This is a genomic window from Microbacterium sp. T3-8 (genome assembly GCF_055398145.1).
The window spans coordinates 2,923,679-2,940,765 of record NZ_AP027918.1; the positions used below are offsets into that span (position 1 = coordinate 2,923,679).

The 17,087-nt window shown below is 70.2% G+C and carries 11 protein-coding genes and 1 tRNA gene; 3 read left to right on the forward strand and 9 right to left on the reverse strand.

The window, feature by feature from the left end; translation table 11 throughout:
• Window positions 1–51: 51 nt before the first annotated feature.
• Both secE and ACZ5Y9_RS14040 read right to left on the reverse strand, forming a co-directional pair.
• Window positions 52–324: a preprotein translocase subunit SecE gene (gene secE / locus ACZ5Y9_RS14035; RefSeq protein WP_247625129.1), complete on the reverse strand. Its 273-nt coding sequence runs from the start codon at window positions 322–324 to the stop codon at window positions 52–54.
• Window positions 325–363: 39 nt separating this feature from the next.
• Window positions 364–436: transfer RNA gene (locus tag ACZ5Y9_RS14040), tRNA-Trp, on the reverse strand.
• A gap of 192 nt (window positions 437–628) precedes the next feature.
• Here ACZ5Y9_RS14040 and ACZ5Y9_RS14045 point away from each other — a divergent pair.
• Window positions 629–2,461, forward strand: coding sequence for an HSP90 family protein (locus ACZ5Y9_RS14045; RefSeq protein WP_464471598.1), 1,833 nt, complete (start codon window positions 629–631; stop codon window positions 2,459–2,461).
• A 22-nt stretch (window positions 2,462–2,483) separates the two neighbouring features.
• Entirely contained in the window at window positions 2,484–5,282 is a 2,799-nt protein-coding gene (locus ACZ5Y9_RS14050; RefSeq protein ID WP_464471599.1) for a hypothetical protein, read from the forward strand.
• A 69-nt stretch (window positions 5,283–5,351) separates the two neighbouring features.
• On the opposite strand, the gene poxB is transcribed toward ACZ5Y9_RS14050, so the two are convergent.
• The 7 genes from poxB to gabT all read right to left on the reverse strand — a co-directional run bounded on the left by poxB (window position 5,352) and on the right by gabT (window position 15,468).
• Window positions 5,352–7,076 (reverse strand): ubiquinone-dependent pyruvate dehydrogenase, encoded by a 1,725-nt coding sequence (gene poxB / locus ACZ5Y9_RS14055; RefSeq protein WP_464471600.1) that lies wholly within the window; start codon window positions 7,074–7,076, stop codon window positions 5,352–5,354.
• A gap of 155 nt (window positions 7,077–7,231) precedes the next feature.
• Complete coding sequence (locus tag ACZ5Y9_RS14060; RefSeq protein WP_247625133.1) at window positions 7,232–8,596, reverse strand: NAD-dependent succinate-semialdehyde dehydrogenase; 1,365 nt, start codon at window positions 8,594–8,596, stop codon at window positions 7,232–7,234.
• A gap of 65 nt (window positions 8,597–8,661) precedes the next feature.
• Window positions 8,662–10,137, reverse strand: a complete 1,476-nt coding sequence (locus ACZ5Y9_RS14065) for an NAD-dependent succinate-semialdehyde dehydrogenase (RefSeq protein WP_247634123.1) — start codon at window positions 10,135–10,137, stop codon at window positions 8,662–8,664.
• 28 nt (window positions 10,138–10,165) lie between these two features.
• Complete coding sequence (locus ACZ5Y9_RS14070; RefSeq protein ID WP_464471601.1) at window positions 10,166–11,707, reverse strand: APC family permease; 1,542 nt, start codon at window positions 11,705–11,707, stop codon at window positions 10,166–10,168.
• Window positions 11,707–12,591, reverse strand: coding sequence for a universal stress protein (locus ACZ5Y9_RS14075; protein ID WP_247625136.1), 885 nt, complete (start codon window positions 12,589–12,591; stop codon window positions 11,707–11,709). The genes ACZ5Y9_RS14070 and ACZ5Y9_RS14075 overlap by 1 nt, the downstream gene beginning before the upstream one ends.
• Window positions 12,588–13,967 carry a flavin monoamine oxidase family protein gene (locus ACZ5Y9_RS14080; RefSeq protein WP_247625137.1) on the reverse strand — a complete coding sequence of 460 codons (1,380 nt, stop codon included), beginning with the start codon at window positions 13,965–13,967 and terminating at the stop codon, window positions 12,588–12,590. Before ACZ5Y9_RS14080 ends, ACZ5Y9_RS14075 begins: the two co-directional genes overlap by 4 nt.
• Window positions 13,968–14,106: 139 nt before the next feature.
• Entirely contained in the window at window positions 14,107–15,468 is a 1,362-nt protein-coding gene (gene gabT, locus ACZ5Y9_RS14085) for a 4-aminobutyrate--2-oxoglutarate transaminase (RefSeq protein ID WP_247625138.1), read from the reverse strand.
• A gap of 94 nt (window positions 15,469–15,562) precedes the next feature.
• On the opposite strand from gabT, the gene ACZ5Y9_RS14090 reads away from it, so the two are divergent.
• Window positions 15,563–17,083: a PucR family transcriptional regulator gene (locus ACZ5Y9_RS14090; protein WP_464471602.1), complete on the forward strand. Its 1,521-nt coding sequence runs from the start codon at window positions 15,563–15,565 to the stop codon at window positions 17,081–17,083.
• Window positions 17,084–17,087: the final 4 nt, after the last annotated feature.

Sequence of the window (17,087 nt, forward strand, 5' to 3'; positions counted from 1 at the left end):
GAGCCGTGGAGACTTGTCGGTCAGCCTGCGGCGCGAGCCGCGGGGGTGTCATCAGCCGGGGATACCGAACACGTAGTGCGTCACGAACGCGAAGAACGTGTCGAGGCCGTAGACGATACCCATCACGATCAGGACGAAGACGAGCACGACCGCGGTGAACTTGAACAGCTCTTTGCGGGTCGGTGTGACGACCTTGCGCAGTTCGGAGATGACCTGGCGGATGAACAGGGCGATGCTTCCGAAGAACCGGGAGAAGGGGTTGCCCTTCTTCTCGCGGGCGGCGCCAGCCGCGATGACCTCGCCGCGCGGTTCGTCCTGACTCATCCTGAATGTACCTTTCGTGTGTCAGCGTGCGCTGACGCGCAGGGCGGACAGGAATCGAACCTGCAACCTGCGGTTTTGGAGACCGCTGCTCTGCCAATTGAGCTACCGCCCTAGAGACCGGGAGGTCTCGGGGTGTTCCCACATCCTTTCACGGAATGACTCGGAGTGACCCGGGGCACGGCGAAAGAATGCAGAGAACAAACTGCTCCCCCAGTGTACGGCATCCGACGTCGCCCGCCGAACCGGGGCGACGTCGGCGCCCTCTTGTAGGCTTCGATGCGGGGAATCTCTGGGAGGGGTGTCGATGACAGCGGATGTGCAGCAGTTCCAGGTCGATCTGCGCGGCGTCGTCGACCTTCTGAGCCGCCACATCTACTCCAGCCCCCGGGTCTATCTGCGCGAGCTGCTGCAGAACGCCCGTGACGCGATCACCGCCCGACGAGAGGTCGACGGCGGGGGCGGACGGATCCGCATCACCCCGCTCACCGCCGAGAACGGCGAGTTCGTGCTGCGCGACGACGGCGTGGGACTCACGCTCACCGAGGTCGCCGATCTGCTCGCCACCGTCGGCCGCAGCTCCAAGCGCGACATCTTCGACCTGCCCCGCAGCGACTACCTCGGCCAGTTCGGGATCGGCCTGCTCAGCTGCTTCATGGTCGCCGACACCATCGTCATCCGCTCCCGCAGCGCGAAGGGCGGGGCGTCGGTCGAGTGGACGGGCAGCTCGGACGGCACCTTCCACGTCGCCGAGATCGACGAGGAGCTGCCGATCGGCACGAGCGTGCACCTCGTGCCGCGCTTCGACGCGGGCGACCTGCTGCGCCCCGCCGCGGTGAACGAGCTCGCGACCGCCTTCGGCGAGTTCCTCCCCGTGCGGGTCACGATCGACTCCGGCGCGGGCGACATCGACATCACGCACCCGGCCCCGTTCCTCGACGGCACCCCCGAAACCGCCGTGCAGTACGGCCGCGAACTGCTCGGCGCGGCGCCCCTCGACGTCATCGAGCTGCACGAGCCGGCCACCGGCACCCGCGGACTCGCCTACGTGCTGCCCTTCGCTCCTCCTCCCGGCGCACGGCAGGCCACGCGCATGTACCTCGGCCGGATGCTCCTCTCGGAGCGCGCCGCCGACGTGCTCCCCGACTGGGCGTTCTTCGTCAGAGCGGTCGTCGACTCCACCGGGCTCGCGCCCACCGCGAGCCGCGAATCGCTCGTCGAGGACGCGGCACTCGAACGCGTGCGCGAACAGCTCGGTGCCGGCATCCGCCGCTGGATCCTCGAGCTCGGTCTGCGCGAGCCGCACCGGCTGGCCCAGTTCGTCGCGATCCACGAGCTCGGGCTCAAGTCCCTCGTGCGCCACGACGAGGAACTGGCCCGGTTCATCACCCGATGGCTGACCGTCGAGACCACCCACGGCACGATGCAGCTGGGCGACCTCGTCGAACGCTACCCGCACGTGCGCTACGCCTCGTCGGTCGACGAGTTCCGCCAGGTCGCCGGCATCTCGCCGGCATCCGAGGTGCTCGTCAACGGCGGCTACCTCTACGACGCCGACCTCGTGCGCATGCTGCCGGACCTCTACCCCGCCGTGACGATCGAGAAGGTCGACGTCACCGGAGAACTCGACCGGCTCGACCCTCCGCCGCTCGACGACCGCGACGCCGCCGTCGCCCTCGAGGCCAGGGCGAGCGCCGTGCTCGCGGCATCGTCGTGCGCCGTCGTGGTGCGATCGATCGACCGCCCCGACCTGACCGGCCTGTACGTCGCCGACCCCGACGTGCTGCGTGCGATCGACCGCGGCCGCACGAAGGGCATCACCGGCTCGCTCTGGGGCGGTGTGCTCGACAAGATCGACCAGACGCTGTCCTCCGCCCGCGACGACGACCTCAGCGCGCGCCTGTGCCTGAACTGGTCGAACCGCGTCGTGCGCGCCCTGGTCCGCGTCGATGACGACGCCGTGTTCGCGCGCACCCTCCAACTGCTGTACATCCAGGCCCTGCTCGCCGGGCACCACCCGCTCAGCGATGCCGACCGCACGCTGATGACCACCGCTCTCGGCGACCTCGTCTCGCTCTCGGCGGGTCTCGAAGAGGACGCGTTCCCCTTCGAGGGCACCGCCGACGGGCCCACCCGCTGATTCCCGCACCGAGGAGATGTCCATGACCCGTCCGAAGAAGCGCTTCTCGCAGCTCATCGAAGAGATCGACCGCACGCCCTGGGGCCCCGCCGAGCAGACTCTCGTGGCCGAGGCGGTCGCCCTCGCGCAGGAGATCGGCGACGAGCAGCTCGAGTACCAGGCGCGCATGCGGCAGACCGCGTCGGCGAACATGAACGGCGCGACCGACGTCATGCTCAACTCCTTCGCCTGGTGCCTCGCCCGCCACGACGCCGACCCCGGCCGGTTCCCCGCCGACCTCGAGTACGGCGGGGCCGACCTGATGTGGCAGTTCAAGTGGATGGCGTCGTCGCTGCGCTCCTCCCCCGCGTTCTCGCAGGAGCAGATCGCCGCGGTGCTCGACGACATGGAGACCCACTACCGCGCGGCCGACCTCGGACTCAGCGGCGTGCTCACCGCCCGCTTCGAAGACGCGTGGGACGCGGGACGCATCGACGATGCCGAGGCCCTGCGCGTGCAGCTCGAGGCGACCCCGCGCGATGACCACAGCCACTGCGACGCCTGCGGGCGCAGCCAGTTCGCCGGGTTCTTCGCCGAGACGGATCGGGATGCCGACGCCATCCGCCTCGTCGAAGAGATGATCGAGGGCGGTTTCTCGTGCGGCGAGGAACCCGAGCACGCCCTCTCGCGCGTGCTGGTGCCGTACCTGCGCAACGGGCGGGGCGAAGAGGCCAAGACCGCGCACCTGCGCAGCTACCGGCTCGCGAAGGACAACCCCGACAACCTCCGCATCGTCGCGAACAACATCGTCTTCACCGCGATCACCGGCAACGAGGCGCGCGCACTGTCGCTCGTCGAACGGCACATCGGCTGGCTCGCGCACGACGGACTCAACGTCGACGCGCACTTCGCCGCACTCGCCGCGTTCGCCCTCGCGCTCGACCGTGTCGCCGCCACCGGCCACGGCGAGACCCCGGTGCGGGGAGCGGATGCCGCGGCCCTCGTGCCGTTCTTCGGACCGCACGACGGTCCCTGGAGCGCCGCCGACCTCGCCGCAGCCGCCTGGGCGACGGCCGAGCGCCTCGGTGCAGAGTTCGACCGCCGCGACGGTACCGACGGTCACGCCCGCGCGCTCGAGCGGATGCGCGCGCTCGGAACCGAGAGCTACGACGTGCCGATCCGCTCGGATGCCTTCGTCGCACAGCCCGCCACCGTCGATCCGACGGACGCCGAAGGCTGGTACGAGCGCGCGATGCAGCTCGCCCAGTACGGCGACGAGCAGGGCACCCTCGCCGCGCTCCCGCACGCCCTCGAGGTCGCCGACCCCGAGAAGCGCGCGCAGCTGCTGTCGATGCGCCTCGGCATCCTCGTCGCGCTCGATCGTGCCGAGGAGGCGTGGCCGGTGCTTCCCGAGCGCATCGCCGCGCTGCGCGCGGCGGGGAAGGCCGAGCAGGCCGATCTCGAGGAACGCCTCGGGCTCGCGACCTTCGGCCTCGCGACCCCCGAGGATGCCGCTGCCCTCGACCGCGAGCTCGCCGACGCCGCGGCTCTGCCGGCGTGGTCGCGGGGAGATCTCGCCCTGAGCCGGGCATCGCTGCACCTGCGCGGCGACGACGCCGACGCCGCGCTGAACCTCGCCGAGCAGGCGGCGCGCGCATTCGCGGAGGCCGAGGACGCCCGCCTGTCGAACACGACGACGCTCGTCGCGATCTCGGCGTTGCTGCACAAGGGCGACACCGAAGCGGCATCCGCTCTGCTCGACCGACTGATCGCGCAGGACGACCTCAGCACGGGCCACCGGGCGCACGCACTCGAGACGCGGGCCCGCATCCGTGGCGGCAGCGGCGACTTCGCCGAGGGCGCTGCCGATGCCGACGAGGTCTGCCGCCTGATCGCGGGCCTCGGGGCCACCCGTGCACTCGGCTCGGCGCACCTGCTCGCGGGCGCGCTGTGGGAGGACGCCGGCGAGCCCGAGAAGGCCGTCGCGCGGTTCCGGGTGCTCGCGCGCATCGCCGCACAGGAAGGGGCGGATGCCACGGGCGCCGACTTCCGCCTCGCGCGTGCGATGCTCGCGGCGGGCGATGCGGAGGAGGCCGCCGAGCTGTTCGGTACCGTGCTCGAGCGCGAGGAGAAGGCCGAGGTCGAACCCGCCTCGCGCGCCGCCACGGCGATGCTGCTCGCCCGCTCGCTCGCCACGGCGGGAGAGTTCGGTCAGGCGGTCGGCGCGTACGGCTACGCCGCCGACCTGTTCGGCCAGGGCGAGGAGTACGCGGATCAGGCCAGCGCCATGAGCGAGCAGGCCAAGATCCTCGCCCGCTTCGACGAGAACGACGATGCGCTCGCGCTGCTCGAATCGGCCGCCGACATCGTGCGTCGCGCACCCGACGCCGTGGGCGTCATGGCCGATGTGCTGCACAACCTCGGACAGGCCTACGGCGGGCGCGGCGACGAGCGGGCGTTCGCGCTCTTCGACGAGGTCGCAGCCCTCGCGACCGAGCACGAGGCCGACTGGCTGCGCGCGGATGTCACGGACTCCCGCGGGCGCGCGCTCGCCCAGCTCGGACGGATCGACGAGTCCGTCGCCGCCGCACTCACCGCCGCCGACGCCTTCGCGACCATCGGAGACAACGGCTCCGCCGGGGGCTCGGAGCTGTTCGCGGCCCGCGTGCTCGTCTCGAACGAGCGCGGTTCCGATGCGGTAGCCGTGTACCGCAGTGCGATCGAGCACGGGGCGGAGTTCCCGCAGCTGCGCCAGGTCGCGGCCCTCGAACTCGGCGACGTGCTCGAGGGGCTCGGCCGTCACGGCGAGGCCGCCGAGGTGCGGGCACTCGTCGAGAGCTGAGTCTCTCGCGGCGGGCCCTTCGACAGGCTCAGGGACCCAGGTTCCTGGACCCCTGAGCGCAGCGGAGGGTCAGAGGAACTGGCGCCAGTTCGCGCGGGCCAGGTCGAGGAGTTCGTCGCCACGTCCCGACATGACCGTGCGGATGGCGTAGAGCGCGAAGCCCTTGACCTGCGCCGCCTCGATCGCCGGGGGCATCGACAGCTCCTGGCGCTCGGTGACGACGTCGAGCAGCGCGGGGCCATCGTGCGCGAGGACCTCGCGGACGGCATCCGGCAGGTCCTCGCTGTTCTCGACCCGACGCGCGAAGATGCCCATCGCCTCGGCGATCGCCGCGAAACTCGGGTTCGTCAGGTCGGTGCCGTAGGTGACGAAGCCCGCCGCCTTCATCTCGAGCTCGACGAAGTTGAGCGAAGAGTTGTTCACGACGATCGTCTTCACCGGCAGGTGGTTCTGGGTGAGTGTGATCAGTTCGCCGAGCATCATCGCGAGTCCGCCGTCGCCCGCGAGCGCAACGACCTGCCGGTCGGGGTGCGCGACCTGCGCCCCGATACCGTGCAGCAGCGCGTTCGCCATCGACCCGTGCGTGAACGAGCCGATCAGACGGCGCTGCTCGGTCATGTGCAGGTAGCGGGCCGCCCAGACGGTGGGAGACCCGACATCGGCGGTGAAGATCGCGTCGTCTGCGGCGTGGTCGTTCAGCAGCTTCGCGAGGTACTGCGGATGGATCGGACGCCCCGGCTTCGTCGGCACCGCGAGGTCGTCGAGCTTCGCACGGGTCTTGCGGTAGTGCGCGAGGGCGTCGTCGAGGTGGCCGCGGTCGTCCTTGCGGGCGATGCGCGGGAGAAGGGCTTCGGCCGTCGCACGTACGTCGCCGACGAGGCCCAGATCGAGCGGATGCCGCTTGCCGAGCTGCGAGCCGCGGATGTCGACCTGGATCGTCTTCGCCTTCTCGGGGTAGAACTGCTCATAGGGGAAGTCACTGCCGAGCACCAGGAGCGCGTCGGCGGACTCCATCGCGCGATAGCCCGAGGCGAATCCGAGCAGCCCCGTCATGCCCACGTCGAACGGGTTGTCGTACTCGATGAACTCCTTGCCGCGGAGCGCGTGGACGATGGGCGCGCCGAGAGCGTCCGCGAGGGCGATGACCTCGTCGTGCGCTCCCTCGACGCCGGCGCCCGCGAGGATCGTGACCTTCTTCGCGGCGTTGAGCAGGGTCGCCGCCTTCTCGAGCTCGGGGCCGCTGGGCACGACGACCGGGCGGGTGCGCTCGATCACGACGCTGCGGTCGTCGGCGATCTCGGAGAGTGCGACGTCGCCCGGGATCACCAGCACGGCGACGCCGCGCTTCTCGATCGCCGCGCGCATCGCGATCTCCATCAGCCGCGGCATCTGCTTGGTGTCGGCGACGTACTCGACGTACACGCTGCACTCGCGGAACAGCTCCTGCGGGTGCGTCTCCTGGAAGTAGCCCGTGCCGATCTCGTTCGTCGGGATGTGCGCGGCGATGGCGAGCACCGGAACGCGCGAGCGATTGGCGTCGTACAGACCGTTGATCAGGTGGAGGTTGCCCGGCCCGCAGGAGCCCGCGACGACCGCGAGGTCGCCCGTGGTGGCGGCATCCGCAGCGGCGGCGAAGGCGGCGGCCTCCTCGTGGCGCACGTGGACCCAGCGGATCGTGCCGTCCTTCCGGAGGGCGTCGGTGAAACCGTTGAGTGAATCGCCCGGCAGTCCGTAGACCCGGTCGATCCCGTTGGCGTGCAGAGTCTTGACGATGTTCTCAGCGACATTGGCCATGCTTCGACCCTACGCCCGCCCCGACCCGCGCGGTCTGATCGGGTGTCGAGTGCCGGCTCGGCATCCGTCGGGTCCTTCGTCTCGTCGCTACGCTCCTCGCTCAGGAACCGGAGCGTGTTCCGGTCCCTGAGCGAGCGCAGCGAGACGAAGGGCGGTCAGCCGATGCGGATGAGCTTCTTGTTGACGAACTCGTCGGCGGCGAGGTGGCCGAGCTCGCGCGAGGTGCCGCTGCGCTTCACGCCGCCGAAGGGCAGCTCGGGGCTGTCGGCGAGCACGAGGTTGACGTAGACCATGCCGGCCTCGATCCTGTCGGCCACGCGCTCGGCCTGTGCGGCATCGGTCGTGAAGACGTACGAGCCGAGACCGAAGGTCGTGTCGTTCGCGAGATCGACGGCGGCATCCTCGTCGGCGACGCGATACACCACGGCCGCGGGCCCGAAGAGCTCCTCGCGGTAGACGTTCATCGCGGGCGTGACGTCGGCGAGCACGGTGGGGGCGAAGAAGGCGCCCTCGCGGGTGCCGCCCGTGAGCAGCGTCGCGCCCTGCTCGACGGCCTGATCGATCTGCTTCTGCAGGTTCTCGGCCGCCGTCTCGGACGACACCGGACCGAGGACCGTGTCGTCGAGCGTCGGGTCGGATGCCTCGACCGCCGCCATCGCCGCCGTGAACTTCTCGACGAAGGCGTCGTAGAGGTCGTCGACGACGATGAAGCGCTTGGCGCCGTTGCAGGCCTGGCCGTTGTTGTCGAGACGCGCGTCGACACCGGCCTGCACGGTGGCGTCGAGGTCGTCCGTCGACAGCACGATGAACGGGTCGGACCCGCCGAGCTCGAGGGCCACCTTCTTGAGGTTGCGTCCGGCGATCTCGGCGACCGCGGCACCGGCACGCTCCGATCCCGTGAGCGAGACGCCCTGCACGCGCCAGTCGGCAATCATCGTCGCGATCTGCTCGTTCGTGGCGAGCACGTTCTGATACGCGCCCTTCGGGAATCCGGCGTCGTGGTAGATCGCCTCGATCGCGGTCGACGACTCCGGGCACTGCGGCGCGGGCTTGAGCAGGATCGTGTTGCCCACGATCAGGTTCGGCGCTGCGAAACGCACGATCTGGTACGCCGGGAAGTTCCACGGCATGATGCCGACGAGCGGTCCGAGCGACGAGCGACGGATGATCGCCGAGCCGTCGCCGAGGATCGCGATCGGCTGGTCGGCCATGATCGACTCCGCCTGATCGGCGTAGTACTCCGCGATGTCGGCGGCGAAGTCGACCTCACCCAGAGCGGCCTCGCGGGGCTTGCCCATCTCGCGCACGAAGATGTCGGCCAGCTCTTCGCGGCGCTCGCGGTGCAGCTCGGCTGCACGGCGCAGGAGCGCGGCGCGCTCGGCGACGGTCGAGGTGCGCGACCATTCGCGGTGCGCCTCGTCGGCGGCGACCAGTGCCTCTTCGATCTGCGCGTCCGTGAAGGTGTCGAAGGACGCCAGCGTCTCTCCGGTGGCGGGGTTGATGACGGCGTAGTCGGTCATGGCGTGTCCTCTCGTGGTGGCGTGGGACCCTTCGACGGGCTCAGGGACCCACGCCGGTGTCTGGGTCAGGAGACCGGGATGAGCGTGTACTTGGTGGACAGGTATTCGTGGATGCCCTCGAATCCGCCCTCGCGGCCGACACCCGACTGCTTGACGCCGCCGAACGGTGCCGCGGCGTTCGAGACGACGCCCACGTTGAGACCCATCATGCCGGTCTCGAGGCCGTCGATCATCCGCTGCCCGCGCTGCAGGTTCTCGGTGAACACGTACGAGACGAGCCCGTACTCGGTGTCGTTGGCGAGACGCACGGCCTCCTCCTCGGTGGAGAAGGTCGAGATCGCGAGCACCGGTCCGAAGATCTCCTCGCGCAGGATCGCACTGCCGGGGACGACATCGGTGAGGACGGTCGGCTCGTAGTACGTGCCGACGCCGTCGAGGGCCTTGCCTCCGGCGAGCAGCTTGGCGCCGCGCTCGACGGCATCGCCGACGAGCTCGGAGGCCTTCGCGACCGCGCCCTCGTCGATGAGCGGGCCGATCGCCACGCCCTCCTCCGTGCCGCGGCCGACCTTCATCGCATTGACGCGCTCGGTCACCTTGCGGGCGAACTCATCGGCGACATCCTCGTGCACGATGAAGCGGTTCGCGGCCGTGCACGCCTGGCCGATGTTGCGGAACTTCGCCAGCAGCGCGCCCTCCACGGCCTTGTCGAGGTCGGCATCGTCAAACACGACGAACGGGGCGTTGCCGCCGAGTTCCATCGACACGCGCAGCACGCCCTCGGCGGCCTGGGCGATGAGCTTGCGACCCACCTCGGTCGACCCCGTGAACGACAGCTTGCGCAGCCGCGGGTCGGCGATGATCGGCGCCGAGAGGGCGCTCGACTTCGAGGTCTGGACGACGTTGACGACGCCCTTCGGGAGCCCCGCCTCTTCGAGCAGCTTGGTGAAGAAGATGGTCGTCAGCGGCGTGAGTGCCGGGGGCTTGATCACGACGGTGCAGCCCGCGGCGAGCGCCGGGGCGATCTTGCGCGTCGCCATCGCGAACGGGAAGTTCCACGGCGTCACGAAGAACGACGGGCCCACGGGGCGCTGCGAGACCACCATGTGCCCGGTGCCCTCGGGGTTGATGCCGTATCGGCCGCTGATGCGCACGGCCTCCTCGCTGAACCAGCGCAGGAACTCGCCGCCGTAGACGACCTCTCCGCGTGCCTCGGCGAGCGGCTTGCCCATCTCGAGCGTCATGAGCAGCGCGAGGTCCTCCTTGTGCTGCTGCACGAGGTCGAACGCACGGCGCAGGATCTCACTGCGCACACGCGGCGCGGTCGCCGCCCACGACTCCTGCGCGGCGACGGCCGCGTCGAGGGCGCGGATGCCGTCGTCCGGCGTCGCGTCGGCGATCGTGCGGATCACGGCCCCGGTGGAGGGGTCGGTGACGTCGAAGGTGCCGCCGGCGGAGGCATCCGTCCATTCGCCACCGATGAAGAGGCCGGTGGGGATGCTGTCGAGGAGGGCCTGCTCGGCCGGTGCGATCTGCGTGGTCATGGTTCTCTTTCTCTGAGGAGGCGAGGGGTCAGCGGCGGCGGAGGCTCGGCGGGGCGTCGATGCCGAGGGTCTGCCCCCGGAAGAACGCGGGGCGCTTGACGGCGTTCCAGATCATCACCGCGATGCCGACGACGATGATGATCATGCCGAGGATGAACACGATCCCGACGCCGCCGACCTGGGCGCCGGAGCCGTAGGCCGGGTCCATGGAGTCGATCAGCGTCGTGACGAACAGCACGGCGAGGATCGCCCCGCCGACGAGCGGGAACAGGAACGTGAAGAACACGTTGCGCACCGAGTCGAACCACTGCTTGCGGAAGTACCAGACGCAGGCGAACGCGGTGATGCCGTAGTAGAAGCAGATCATCATGCCGAGCGTGAGGATGGTGTCCCACAGCGTGTTCTCGCTGACGACGCGCATGACGGCGTAGAACGCCGAGGCCACGATCGCCGACACGATGGTGGCGTACCCGGGGGTGAAGAAGCGGGGGCTGACCTTCGCGAACGACTTCGGCAGGGCGCCGTAGTGCCCCATCGCGAGCAGCGTGCGGGCGGGGCCGACGAACGTCGACTGCAGCGACGACGCCGAGCTCGTGAGAACGGCGAGCGAGACCAGGAACGCGAGCGGTCCGAGGATCGGCCCGGAGAGGTGGAAGAACACGTTCTCCTGGATCTCCTCGTTGCCGAGTCCGAGTTCGCCCGTTCCGACGCCCGCGAACATGATCATGGCGACCGCGAGCAGCAGGTACAGCGTCACGATCGTGACGACGGTGACGGTGGCCGCGCGACCCGGGGTCTTCTCGGGGTCCTTGGTCTCTTCGTTCATCGTGAGGGTGACATCCCATCCCCAGAAGATGAAGATCGAGAGCGAGAGCCCGGCGGCGACCGCGCTGAACGACGAGATCGCGAACGGGTTGAACCAGTTCAGGTCGAACGGCTGGTAATCGAAGCCGTTGCCGCTGACCGCCTGCACGATCGCCGCACCGGCGAAGAACACCAGCACGAGCAGCTGGAAGCCCACGAGCCAGTACTGCAGCTTCTGCGTGGTCTGCATGTCGCGGTACGACACGAGGGTCGCGCCGAGCATGAAGAGCAGGCAGACGCCGATGTTGATCCAGGTGACGCTCGCGAGGTCGGCGATGGCCGGGTTGTTCGTGACCTGGGAGATCAACAGGAAGAGGAAATCGACCGCGATGCCGGCGAGGTTGGAGAGGACGAGGATCGTCGCGACGACCAGACCCCATCCCGCCATCCACCCGATCCACGGCCCGAACGCGCGAGTGGCCCAGGTGAACGACGTGCCCGAGTCGGGCATCCGGTTGTTGAGCTCGCGGTAGCCGAAGGCCACGAGGAGCATCGGGATGAAGCCGACGAGAATGATCGCGGGGATCTGCGCACCGACGGTGGATGCCGTGGGGCCGACCGCGGCGGTGAACGTGTACGCCGGGGCGATGCACGAGATGCCGATGACGACGGCTCCGATGAGCCCGATGGTGCCGGCGCTCAGGCCCTTGCTCGACAGGCCGGTGGTGACTGCTTCGGGCTCCGTCGCCCGATTCGTGCTGCTCATCAGCGGTCTCCTGCTTCCCCGCGCGTGCGCGGGACGACGATCATGGGAACGGGCAGCTCGTGCAGCATCTTCGCCGCCGTGCTGCCCAGGAACAGGCGTCGCGGCTGTGCGAGCCTGCTGGAGCCGACGAGAACGACCTCGCCGGGGAGCCAGGAGAGATTCGAGACGGCGTCCTCGACGCTATCTCCGGGGGCCTCCTCCACCACGGCACCGAGGGTGTCGGGAAGACGGTCCTTCGCCCGGGCGAGCACCTCGTGGGCGTGCTCCTCGCCGACGACGCGGATCGCGCCGGTGTCGAGTCCCGGGGGAACGTCGAAGGGTACGAGCGAGACGAGTCGAAGGTCGACGCCTCCGTCGGCCGCGAGCGCCGCCGCCTCGTCGAGCAGTACCTCGGCGCCCGGTCGGGTTCCGACGGCGGCCGTGACGCGCGGCACGACGTGGTCGTCCTGCGTCGCCGTGCCCGCGGGTGCCAGCGCGACCGGGATGGTCGAGGAGTGCAGCAGCTCAGAGGCGACCGAGCCGAGGCGGTGCCGGCCGAAGAGGCTGCCGGCGGCCGCGCCCACGACGATCAGGCGGGCATCGAACTCCTCGCCGGCGGCGATGAGGCCCTCGGCGAACGATTCGGCGATCCGCACGTGACCGCGGCTGTGCACCTCGTGCGGAAGGCGCAGGATCGCGTCCTCCAGCCAGCGCTTCGCCTGGGCGCGGATGTGGTCCTCATAGGCCCGCTCGGGCGGGACGACCGGGCTGCGCGTCCCCTCGGCGGGGAGCACGATCACCAGGTGGAGCGTCGCATCGAGGCTGCGCGCGAGACGCGCGCCGAGGGCCGCGGCATCCGCCCCGGCATCCGTCGCCGTGTACCCGACGACGATCGCGGAGGTCATGCGCCGCTCGCTGCCGTGCCGGCACGACCCGCGTCGATGATGTTCTCGGCGGCGAGGTGGCCCATGCGGATCGCGCCGTCGACGTGCTGGTACCCCGCGCCGGCCATGTCGCTGCAGGCGAAGTGGATCGGGCCGACCGCGGCGCGCAGATCGGCGCCGTAGCGGTGCAGACCACCCATGTCGAAGCTCGCGGCGTAGGCGCCGCGCGTCCACTCCTCGGTGCCCCAGTCGCTCTCGTAGTAGACGACGGGGTTCTTGGCCTCGGGGCCGTAGTAGTGCGAGAGCGACTCGAGGATGCGCTCCTTGCGCTCCTCGGCCGACAGCTCGAACAGGTCGTCGGCGTTCTGGTCGGAGACGAAGCCGACGAGGGTGCCGCGCTCATCGCCATGGTTGGTGTTGTCGTAGGCCTCGTGCGACAGCTCGTACGGGCTGAACGCGGTACCGCTGAGCCCCTGCTCGCGCCAGAACGGCCGGTCGTAGACGGCGTGCACCTTGATGACGAAGCCCATCGACAGGTGCTGGTGCAGCTGGTGCTGACGGCGCGGGAGCGGCGGCACGAACGAGATGCGGCTGTAGAGCACGGGCGCGTGCGCGAGGATCGCGAAACGCGCGCGGACGGTGAGGTCGTCGGTCGTGGCGGTCACCCCGGTCGCGCCCCATTCGAGCGAACGCACGGGCTGGTTCAGCAGGACGTCGTCGCCGAGCCGCTCGGCGAGCAGGATCGGCACCCGCTGCAGACCGCCCACGACGCGCTTGTCGAGGATGAAGTCGGCGTCGACGAGGTGGGAGTAGGAACCCGCGGATGCCGCCATCAGCAGCGACTGCAGCAGCGAGAACGCGTGGGTGGGCTTGGTGAGCATCGCGGAGCCGGTGGCGAAGGCCAGGTTGCGCACGGCCTCGTCGTCGTCGGTCTGCTGGCGGAGCCACGCATCCCAGGTGACGGCGTCCCACTCGGCGGCCTTCGGGTGCGCCCAGGGACGGTCGGGGTCGATCTCGGCGACCATCGCATCGAGGCGCTCGGTGATCTCGGCGATCGCCTTCTCGGTGGCGGCGGAGACGGGGAACATCTCGCCCGTGAACCGCGAGGTCTTGCCATCGGGCCCGACGTAGACGCTGTCGCCCTCGCGGTAGCGGCTGTAGGTCTCGAGGCCGAGCTCATCGATCGTGTCGATGAGAGCCTGCTGGTCGGGTGAGACCCACTGGCCGCCGATCTCGAGCATGGCGCCGTCGATGACATCGGTCCACAGACGGCCGCCGACGCGGTCGCGCGCCTCGAGGACGGCGACCGACAGTCCCGCCTTGCGCAGGTCGTTCGCCGCCGTGAGGCCGGCGGCGCCGGCGCCGATGATGAGGACGTCTCGCGTGATCTCAGCCATTGCAACTCCTTCGTCGGATGAAACTGTCGGGTGAATCTGTCGGGGTGGATCTGTGGTGAAGAGTGCCGGCCGCGACCCCCAATCCCCCGATCAGGGTCGCGGCCGGACGTTTTCCGGGTGGCGCGAACGCGCCCGTCGGTTACGCCGCGGCGAGCGCCGCCGCCACGATGTCGAGGCCCTCGTTCAGCAGCTCGTCGCCGATCGAGAGCGGCGGGAGGAAACGGATGACGTTGCCGTAGGTGCCGCACGTGAGCACGATCACGCCCTGCGCGATGGCGGCCTTCGCGACGGCGGCCGTGAGCGCGGCATCCGGCGCCTTCGTCTCGGGGTCGACGAACTCGGCGGCGATCATCGCGCCGTGTCCGCGCACGTCGCCGATACGGGCGTCGCTCTTCTGGATGTCGAGCAGACGAGCGGTGAGGATCTCGCCGATCTCGCGTGCGCGCTCGATCACTCCATCGTTCTCGAACACGTCGATCGAGGCGAGAGCCGCGGCGCAGGCGATCGGGTTGCCGCCGTAGGTGCCGCCGAGTCCACCGGCGTGCGAGGCGTCCATGATCTCGGCGCGGCCGGTGACGGCGGCGAGCGGCAGACCGCCGGCGATGCCCTTGGCGGTCGTGATCAGGTCGGGCTCGATGCCGAAGATCTCGCTCGCGAACATGTGCCCCGTGCGGGCGAAACCGGTCTGCACCTCGTCGGCGATGAAGACGACGCCGTTCGCGCGGCACCACTCGGCGATCGCGGGGAGGAAGCCCTCGGCGGGCACGATGAAACCGCCCTCGCCCTGGATGGGCTCGATGATGACGGCGGCGAGGTTGTCGGCGCCGATCTGCTTCTCGAGCTGCAGGATGACGCGGGCTGCGGCCTCTCCGCCCTCGAGACCGTCGCGGAACGGGTACGACATCGGTGCCCGGTAGACCTCGGGCGCGAAGGGACCGAAGCCGCTCTTGTACGGCATCGACTTGGCGGTGAGCGCCATCGTGAGGTTGGTGCGGCCGTGGTAGCCGTGGTCGAAGGCGACGACGGCCTGACGACCCGTGTACTTGCGCGCGATCTTGATCGCGTTCTCGACCGCCTCGGCTCCCGAGTTGAACAGGGCGCTCTTCTTGGCGAAGTCGCCGGGCGTGATGCGGTTGAGCGCCTCGGCGACGCCGACGTACGACTCGTAGGGCGAGATCATGAAGCAGGTGTGCGTGAACTGCGCGGCCTGCGCGGCGACGGCGGCGGCGACCTTCGGGTGCGCGTTGCCGACCGAGGTCACGGCGATGCCGGAACCGAGGTCGATGAGCGAGTTGCCGTCGGCGTCGACGACCACGCCGCCACCCGCGGCGACCGCCGCGACGGGAACCGTGTGACCGACACCCGCGGCCACGGCATCCGCCTTGCGGGCCAGCAGCTCGGCCGAGCGCGGGCCGGGCAGGTCGGTGACCAGGCGACGCTCCTGGGGGAGCTCGGGTCCTCCGAGGGGGACGACGGGGGATGCGGTGTCGAGGAGTGCCATGTCGCGAGCGTACGACCGGGCACCGACATCGCGCATTCGCCCGGTTGTACAATCGATGACGAGACTTCGCCGGGACGTACAAGAGAGGCGCCGCATGGCCGATCAGCCCACTCTGCAGGCCCTCCTCCGGCGACGTGATCTCGACCTCCGTCTGGTGTCGCAACCGGCCGCGCTCCCGGTCGCCGCCCTCGAGAGGCCGTTGCGCTGGGTGCACAGTTCGGACCTCGCCGACCCCACCCCGTTCCTCTCCGACGACCTCGCCCTCCTCACCACCGGCACGCAGTTCGACGCGGCATCCGAAAGAGACGCGGCATCCGACATCGGCGCGTACGTCGCCCGACTCGCCGACCGCGGCGTGCTCGGACTCGGGTTCGGCACGGAGGTGCACCGCTCCGGCATCCCCGAGGCCCTGGTCGACGCCTGCGCCCTGCACGGCATCCCGCTCTTCGAGGTGCCCTATCGCACCCCCTTCATCGCCATCGCCCGCGCCCACTCCGAAGCCATCGCCGCGCAGGCCTACGCTCGACGCTCCTGGGCGCTCGACGCGCAGCGCGGGCTCGCACTGGCCGCCCTCCGCCCCCGAGGACTCGATGCGATCATCACCGAGCTCAGCCGTCGGATCGGCGTGTGGGCCGGGATGTTCGACGCCGCGGGCGCCCTGCTGCACTCTCCCGCACGCGATGCGGCCGACCGCGAGCTGCTCGACGCCCTGGGCGAGCGCGTCGCCGAGGTGCTCGCCCGCGGGCTCGAGGCCGGGCAGTCGCTCACGCTCGACGGGCGCACCTTCCTGCTCTCGACCGTCGGCCGCGGCGGGCACCTGCGTGGAGTGATCGCCCTCGAGATCGACACCCTCGACGCCGAGGCCCGCGCCGTCGTCACCTCGGTGATCGCGATGTCGGGGCTGGCGCTCGAGCAGAGCGAGCAATTGGCGCGCAGCAGACGCCGCCTGCACTCCCAGCTGCTGCGTTCCCTGCTCACCGATGACCCGTCGATCGCGCGGCGCGTGCTCGGGGCGCTGCCCGTCGCGCCGATCGTCGTCGCCGTCTCCGGCGATGCCCCCGCCACCGCCCTCGTGGACTGGTGGGAGCGTCAGCGCACCGAGCACGGGGTGGCGTCGTTCCTGGCCGAGTCGGATGACGGGGTGACGATGTGCGTCGCGGCCGACGACGACGCGCTCCTCGACGAGCTGGCGGCGCGTTTCGGCATCCGCATCGGCGTCTCCGAGCCCGACTCCTACGCCGCGTTCTCCCGCTCGCACGCCCAGGCCCTCACCGCTCTGCGCCAGCGGAGCACGCCGGGCGCCGCCCGATTCGCGGATGCCGCCGGCTCGAGCATCCTGTCGGCGCTGGCCACCGACGAGGCACGCCTGGTCGCCGAGTCGCGCCTCGCACCGCTGCGCGCCCACGATGCCGGTACCGGGTCGGGGCTGGAGCAGTCTCTGCGGGTGTGGCTCGAGAACGACGCACGCGCCGAGCAGGCCGCGACCGCCCTGGGGGTGCACCGCCACACCCTCCGCTCGCGCATCGCTCAGGCGGGCACGCTGCTCGACATCGACCTGTCGTCGTTCCCGGCGCGCGCCGAGCTATGGGCCCTGCTGGAGACGGCGCGCGACTGAGGCG